Annotated in this window: 6 protein-coding genes; 1 reads left to right on the top strand and 5 read right to left on the bottom strand. The window is 58.6% G+C overall.

The window, feature by feature from the left end; all coding sequences use genetic code 11:
• Positions 1-738: 738 nt before the first annotated feature.
• Positions 739-1,875 (top strand): SpoIIE family protein phosphatase, encoded by a 1,137-nt coding sequence (locus tag AC3B8H_RS16285; RefSeq protein WP_488442600.1) that lies wholly within the window; start codon positions 739-741, stop codon positions 1,873-1,875.
• Between the two features lie 19 nt (positions 1,876-1,894).
• Here AC3B8H_RS16285 and AC3B8H_RS16280 read toward each other — a convergent pair whose 3' ends face one another.
• From AC3B8H_RS16280 to AC3B8H_RS16260, 5 genes are all read right to left on the bottom strand, one after another.
• Positions 1,895-3,115, bottom strand: coding sequence for a heme biosynthesis HemY N-terminal domain-containing protein (locus tag AC3B8H_RS16280; RefSeq protein ID WP_488442599.1), 1,221 nt, complete (start codon positions 3,113-3,115; stop codon positions 1,895-1,897).
• Positions 3,116-3,127: 12 nt separating this feature from the next.
• A complete protein-coding gene (locus AC3B8H_RS16275; RefSeq protein WP_488442598.1) occupies positions 3,128-4,297 on the bottom strand; it encodes a uroporphyrinogen-III C-methyltransferase in 1,170 nt (389 codons plus the stop codon).
• Positions 4,281-5,063: a uroporphyrinogen-III synthase gene (locus tag AC3B8H_RS16270; protein ID WP_488442597.1), complete on the bottom strand. Its 783-nt coding sequence runs from the start codon at positions 5,061-5,063 to the stop codon at positions 4,281-4,283. Before AC3B8H_RS16270 ends, AC3B8H_RS16275 begins: the two co-directional genes overlap by 17 nt.
• Complete coding sequence (hemC, locus tag AC3B8H_RS16265) at positions 5,060-5,986, bottom strand: hydroxymethylbilane synthase (RefSeq protein ID WP_488442596.1); 927 nt, start codon at positions 5,984-5,986, stop codon at positions 5,060-5,062. The genes AC3B8H_RS16270 and hemC overlap by 4 nt, the downstream gene beginning before the upstream one ends.
• 167 nt (positions 5,987-6,153) lie before the next feature.
• Positions 6,154-6,873, bottom strand: coding sequence for a pentapeptide repeat-containing protein (locus tag AC3B8H_RS16260; protein ID WP_488442595.1), 720 nt, complete (start codon positions 6,871-6,873; stop codon positions 6,154-6,156).
• Positions 6,874-7,279 lie beyond the last annotated feature (406 nt).

Raw genomic sequence — 7,279 nt, 5'->3', positions numbered from 1 at the left:
AGTATAAATCCCTCTCGCCCTATTGCCTCATAGCTGATTAACAAAGAGTGAAATGGTGCGCTGGCTTCGTGATGTACGATTACTTCAACTTATCCAATTTGCATTTGATTGTCAGCTTATTAGCCTTTTCTTGTCTTTTCAAATTAATTTTCATTGACTGCAACGGGTCGATTGCTCCAATTTGCCACGCCCAAAAACTGTCATTCAATCCTGGCGTAATGTATCGGAATCGATGGAGCGGTTTGCATCGGAACCGGTGGCTGGTTTGAACTGGAATAGACACATCCAACGTCAGTTGACCGATTTTCGCATGCGGGGCTTGCAGACCGACCGGCAGCGATTCGGAGTCGGCGGACTTTTCGAACACCTCGGCCGCCCGCCGCTGACGGTTCTTGCCAATCGACCATCCGCATTTGATCAACCTCGAATGTTTGGGTCAATTGGGCCGGGATTTTGTCGCCCGCCAACGCCGCGTTGGCTTCGAAGGCCGGTGAATGTTTTCTTCTCGGTTTTTTGGACATCTTCCGCGCCGTGGCTTGGTCCTGGCGGACTTTCAAACGTAGCAGGGTGTTTCACTTTACCGGCTGTGCAATTTCTCGGAGCCGGCTCTAACGAAATATCCTACCGGCTATTTCAGTCGGCTACAGCATGAAGATGTGATTAAAAAGGTCGATGGGATGTGGGATCGCTGGTTCGTTTAGGCTAGACTTCCCGCTTTACCGCCAAACCCACCCGCCCATGAAAATCCTCGTCGCCGACGACGTTCTGGAAAACCGGATCTTGTTACAAAAGCTGCTGGCCCGAATGCAGCACGAGGTGGTGTTGGCCGAGGATGGCGAGCAAGCGGTTGACCTGTTCAGGCGCGAAGCCCCGGACCTGATCTTGATGGACATCATGATGCCCAGGATGAACGGTCTGGATGCGATCCGGGCCATCCGCGCCGAGGCCACCGACCGTTGGGTGCCGATCTTCGCGATCAGCGCGCTGGCCGAAATCAACGACGTGGTCAATGGCCTGCAAGCCGGCGCCGACGACTATTTGCCCAAACCCTTCAACCAAGCGGTGCTCAGCGCCAAGTTGCTGTCGGCGCAACGTTCGGTGGCGATGCAAAAGCGCATCGTCGAAGACAGCCGGCAACTGCAGGCCTATCGCGACCAAAACGAAGCCGAACAGTTGTTTTTGCAGGGTTTGATCGAGCGGATGACCCGCCAAAACGATTTGAACGACCGCAGTCTGGCGGTGTGGCTGATGCCGGCGCAACGCTTCAGCGGCGATCTGCTGTCGGCGCGGCGCATCAGTAGCGGCCAAATCTATTTCATGCTGGCCGACGCTTGCGGCGAAGGTTTGGCGGCGGCGCTGCCCACCGTGATCATACACCAGGCGTTTCAATCGATGACCAAGAAAGGCTTGTCGATTCCGGTGATTATTCGGGAAATCAACCGCTTGTTGGGCGTGCAAATGCCGCCGGGCCATACCGTCGCCATCGCGGTCGGTATCGTGGACAGTCAGCGGAATGCGATCGAGTTATGGAATGGCGGTCTGCCGGATTTGCTGGCGCTGGACGGCGACGGCCAACCGTTGTTCCGCTTCGAATCCCGCCACCCGCCGGCCGGAACCGTCAGCGATCGGGAATTCAGCGACCGCTGCGAAGTCTGGCATTGGCCGCAAAGCTGCCAATTGCTGATGTATTCGGACGGTTTGATTGCCGCCGAAAACGGCGATGGTCAGCCGTTCGGCCGGGAAAGGTTGCTGGAGATTACCGCCGCCGCGCCGGCGGCGCGCCGAGTGGCCGAATTAACGCAAGCGTTGACCGCGCATATCGGCGACCGCAATGTCGCCGACGACATTTCCTGTATGACTATTGACTGCGGATAATTCCGACACCGATAGGCTGTCAGCTCAGACCGCTGATCATTTCGTTCGCAGCGAGCTCGATACCGCGTTTGAAATAGTCGCAAGCCTGATCCTTGTCGCCCTTGGCGAAAAATACTTCGCCCAGCAACTGGTGAGCGGCCACGCTGGCCTCGATATGCAGGCTTTTCAATAGATATTGCTCGGCCTTTTCCATTTGGCCGGCTTTCAGCGCCAAACGGCCCAATACCTGGAACAAAACCGCGCTGTTCGGATAAACCGCCAGCCACTGTTCTACGCCTTGCAATTGCTTGGCACCGTCACCGGTGTCTATGGTCGCGTACAAGGCCAGCAAGGTTTCGTCCCAATGTTTGGCCAATTGCGCCATGATGGCGTCTTCGACGCGAACCCCGGCACCGGCGGCAATCATCGCCGCGAAGTAAATATTGGCGATGCCCGGCACGACCTTGATGTGGTTGGGCACATCGGCCCAACAAGCGGCGATGGCTTGCTCGTCGTTGCCGGCGGCGGCCTGCTTCAGCAAGCGGCTATAGGTCTCGGTTTCCAACAATTTGACTTCGGCTTCCATCAGGATTTTGTGCTGTTGCAAGGTCGGCAACAACTTGCTCAAGCCTTCCCAGTCGCCCAAGTGCTGGTAGGCCTGATGCATCATTTTCAGCACCCTGGCGTGGCCGGGGTTGATCGAATGCAATTTGCCGAGAGCTTGCAAGGCTTGCTCGAACTGCTTCTCCGACAAATGCAGTTCCGCCTGAGTCAGACCGACGATCAAATCGGTGTCGGAGGATTGTTCGGCGGCTTTTTTAAGGTACTCGTCGCGCTTGTCCATGGCCCCCCGCGAGTGCGCCGCCCGCGCCGCGGTCAGGTAATGCAGCAGCGGCGCGCCACTGTGGGCGGCATGCTTGATCAGTACTTTTTCGGCGCTTTCCCAATTGCCGTCCGCCGCATCGACCAAACCGGCGACCAGCGCCTCCTGCGAGCGATTGAAGCGAATCGTCCGCCTACGCTTGCTAATGTGCCCCGGCATCCGAATTAACACGCCCAGCAGCCGGAACAGGCTATACAACACGAAAAAACCCAACACTTGGCCGACGGTAAACACGGTCAGCGAGGTTTCCAACGACCAATGCCCGAAGCCGATCAGCACGTAACCCGGATCGTTATGCTCGGCCAGCCAGCTATGCAATAAAAACGCGACCAGAACGGCGGTCAGCAGCGAACCGAGAAAATACATCAGATTCTTCATGACTGTACTCGCTTATGGCTGAGCGTTGCCGGAGGCGGGCTGGGCGGCCGATTCGGCCGGTGTACCGGTCATGATGGCCTTGTCGGTTTCCAGGCGCAGCTTGCCGATGTCCTTCAGCAATTTCAACGAGCCGGAAACGTCCGGGTATTGGCTGCGGATTTGCACGGCGGCAAGTTTGTCCAATTCGGCGGCAAATTGCTCGGTCTTTTGGTTTTCGGCAAAGTTTTTCTTCAACCATTGCTTGGCGTCTGCGATGCTGCTGGCGAACAAGGTGTCGTTTTGCTGAACCAGCGCGATCTCGATCATTTCCAGCCGGACCTTCAACTGTTGCTTGAGGAAGTGCGCTTCCTCGGGAGTCAGAATGGCGTTGACCGGTTGCTCGGTATGGCGTAACACGACATACCCTTCCAATTGCTTGGCGACTTGTTGGAGAATTTCATGGCCATTTTCGGACAAGTCATTGCTCGGCTCGGCCTTTTCCGGTTGCTTGCCGGCATGCGGCAAAAATACCGATAAGCCTTCGACCGCGTCCTGTAAGTGTTGGATACCGGCGTAAATGCCGACAATGTCCGGCACTGTCGCGCTGTTCAGCAACGCCAGCTCCTTGGCGATTTGTTCGCGAACCTTGAAAACCGCCGCGTCGCCGCTTTCCCGCAAACGTTGATCGGCGGCCTCCAGCGCTTCGCGGGTGGTATGAACGTCGCCGACCAAATGCAGGCGCTGGTTGGCGACGGTCAGTAGGTATTCGGCGTCGGCCAACAACCAGTCGCTACGGGTCTTGCCAAATTGCCGTTGTAAAATTTGAATCGAGGCTTCCAGCTCCTTGCGGGCGGTTTCCAGCCGCTCCTCATGGAGTTTGGAGAAGTCAGTCAGCGTTTGGGTAAAGTGGTTGTCCTTGCCGGTCATTTCGGCGTTCAGATTGGCGATCTGCGACTGCAAGCCGGACAGCTGCTCCTGCAGGCCATTGATTTCCTTATCGACTTCTATCAGCTTCAGATTGTCCTGATTGTTTTCGGTATCCTGGCTGGTCCGCAATTGCTGAAAAAAGTAAAAGCCGGCCGCCGCCAAGCCAATCACCAATAGAATCGCCACGATACCTATCCACAAACCGGCGAGAGACTTTTTTACCACCACGGTGGGGGCTTGATTTTCTTGTTGTTGTTCTTCAGTTACTTCCGCCACTGTTTTCCCCGTTCAATATCGTCGTCAAGGTCTCTAAAATCGCCGCGTCGGCCGGTTGCCGACACACCGCCACGCTGGAAAATCCGAGCTCCGTCGCGGCCGCGCCTATCCGTTCGCTGACCACGACCAACGGCAAGGCCCGCAATGCCGCGGCCGAGATTTCATCCAACATGGCCAGTAGATTCTCCAAGGCTTCCAGGCTGGTAATCGTGGTGGCGTTCAAGCGGTCCGCCGCCAATGCCGTCACCAGCTCCGCCGTATCGGTCGCGGGCCTGACCCGCCGATAAACCTCCAGATACGTCACTTCAGCGCCGCGAGCGCGCAACGCCTCGGCCAGTTTTTCGCGACCGCCGACTCCGCGCACGATGGCACATCGCTGGCCGGCGACCGCTTGCATCGCCGCCTCGGCCAACAAGCCCTCGCTGCTGAAATCGCTGGCCGGCACGCAATCAACCGGCCATCCCGCCGCGCGCAACGCGCCGGCTGTCGCCTCGCCCACCGCGGCAATCCTCGGCCGATGCAAGCCGGGCATTTTGCCACCGAACGCGGCGATAGCAAAATCCACAGCGTTCGTACTGGTAAAAATCAGCCAATCGCTGGCGGCGGCGAGCGTCATGACTGAGTCGGCCAGCGGCTCGGCGACGATTTCCAGAACCGGAAACCGGATGGCCTGTCCGCCGGCGCCTTCGATCAAGCCGCATAAGCGCGGGGCTTGCGCGGCCGGCCGAGTGACCAAGATCCGGGCGCCGCGCAAACTCGGCGTCACTGATACAACTCGCGCAGAATCCGGTCCGCGCCTTGCTCCAGTAGCGCGTCGGCTACGCGATCGCCCAGCGCGGTTGCGTCCGCCAATCCGCTTTCGGCTTCGGCCCGGTACAGTACCGAACCGTCCGGACTGCCGACCAAACCGCGCAACAACAGGCTTTCGCCGCGAATTTCGGCAAAACCGGCGATCGGTACCTGGCAACCGCCGTTCAAGCGAGCATTCATTGCCCGCTCGGCACTGACCCGGATGCTGGTGGCCTCGTCGTGCAGCACTTTCAGATAGTCGTGAATCTCAGCATCGTCGCTACGGCATTCGATGCCGATCGCGCCTTGCCCCATCGCCGGCAAACTTTGCTCCGGCGCCAACGCCGACGTGATCCGCTCCGCCAATCCCAAGCGTTTCAGGCCGGCCGACGCCAGAATGATCGCGTCGTATTCCCCGGCATCGAGTTTAGCCAGCCGGGTATTGACGTTGCCGCGCAGGCTGAGAATATCCGCTTTTGGGAATTTTTCCTTGATTTGACATTGTCGGCGCAGACTGGATGTGCCAATACGAGCGTCGGCCGGCAATTCGGCCAAATCGCGGTAACGATTGGATACGAAGGCATCGGTGGGGTCCTCCCGTTCCAGAATCACGGCGAGATGCAGCCCAGCGGGAAATTCCACCGGCACATCCTTCATCGAATGCACCGCGATATCGGCCGCGCCGTCCAGCATCCCTTGCTCCAGCTCCTTGACGAACAGGCCCTTGCCGCCCACCTTAGCCAGCGGCGCGTCGAGGATTTTGTCGCCGCGCGTCACCATTTTGACCAATTCGGTTCGCAATCCGGGAAACGCTTGTTGGAGCCGGGCCGCGACATGTTCTGCCTGCCACAAAGCCAACGGACTTTGTCGGGTCGCGATTCGAATGATTCTGTCGGCCAATTGCGCTCCTGACTATCGGCATCGGCGGGGCGATACCGGGGTTAAACGTAAATAGCCGCTATTGTAATCCGATTCGGACGGGAAGGTCTTTAGAAGTTGCTTTCCGGAGCACGAGCAAACGCGTCCCCGAAAAGCGTGGAGAGGAAGGTAAACGAGCGAAAGACGCGTTAATCCATGCCTGCCGCGGAATCGGCGCCCTTGACGCCACGCAGACTGGTACCGTCGAAATTGGCATTGCGGAAATCGGCGCCGTCGACGACGGCATCGCTCAGATTGGCGCCCGCCAAATCGGCCCAACGCAAATTGGCCCGGCTTAAGTTGGCGCCGTGGAATTGCGCGTAGGTCAAAATCCCGTGCATCAGGTTGGCGTCACTGAGGTCCGCCCCGCGCAGTTTGGCGTTGTTCATTTCGACCCGAGCCGGCGCCATGCCCTGATTTGCCATATCCGCGCCCAAATTAGCCCCTCTCAGCAGCGCGCCGCTCAGGTTCACGCCGTTCAACAAACCGATGATGCGGCTGCCGCTCAGATCGGCGCCGCTTAAGTCGGCACCGTCCAACACGACCGCATAGAGGCTGGCACCGGTCAACTTCGCTTGCCGCAAACTCGCGCCGCGCAATTGCGCGCGGTTTAAATTGGCATTCGCCAAGTTGGCGCCATCCAAACGGCAACCGTCCAGATTGGCGGAAAACAAATCCGCGTCGTGAAGGTCCAACCCGGACAAATCCAGTCCCGACAAATCCTTGCCGGTCAATTTCGGGCGTTGCGTCGCGCCGGTGCCGGCAATCACGGCCGCCACTTGCTCGCGCGTCATCTCGGTCGCCGTCGCCAAGCCAGGGGCAAACACCGCACAGACAACCGCCGCGAACGCCACACGCCACAGACCCATCGTCATATGCTCACCTATTCCGAACGCCCGCCATCCGGGCCAGCCAACCCTAACAAGCGCCCGGACCGCTGGCAAGGGAAAAATCCCCGCGTAGCTATTCGGTCCCGGACAAACTGAAGGTCCGGGCATCCAAACCCACGCCCAACAGGAGGATGACTCGGCAAACGCGGGGGCAATGGCCGCCATCTCGCCGTTGGCGGTATGCCGGCCCGGCCAGATAAGCAGACTTATTGCCGCGCAAACAACTCCCCAGCCGACTCAAGTAGCCTAACGCCGATCGGGCGGCGATTGTCGGCGCGCAACTCCGCTAAGCGCCGCGTATCCACGGCCTGACCATGTCGCGTATCGAAGTACCGTGCTGCCGATAGTCGTCGAACAAGCGGTGTATATCTTGCGGATTGAGGTA

Source organism: Methylomonas sp. BG-2 (assembly GCF_057766305.1).
Note: the sequence above shows the minus strand (reverse complement) of the source record. Positions and strands in the feature narration are given on the sequence as shown.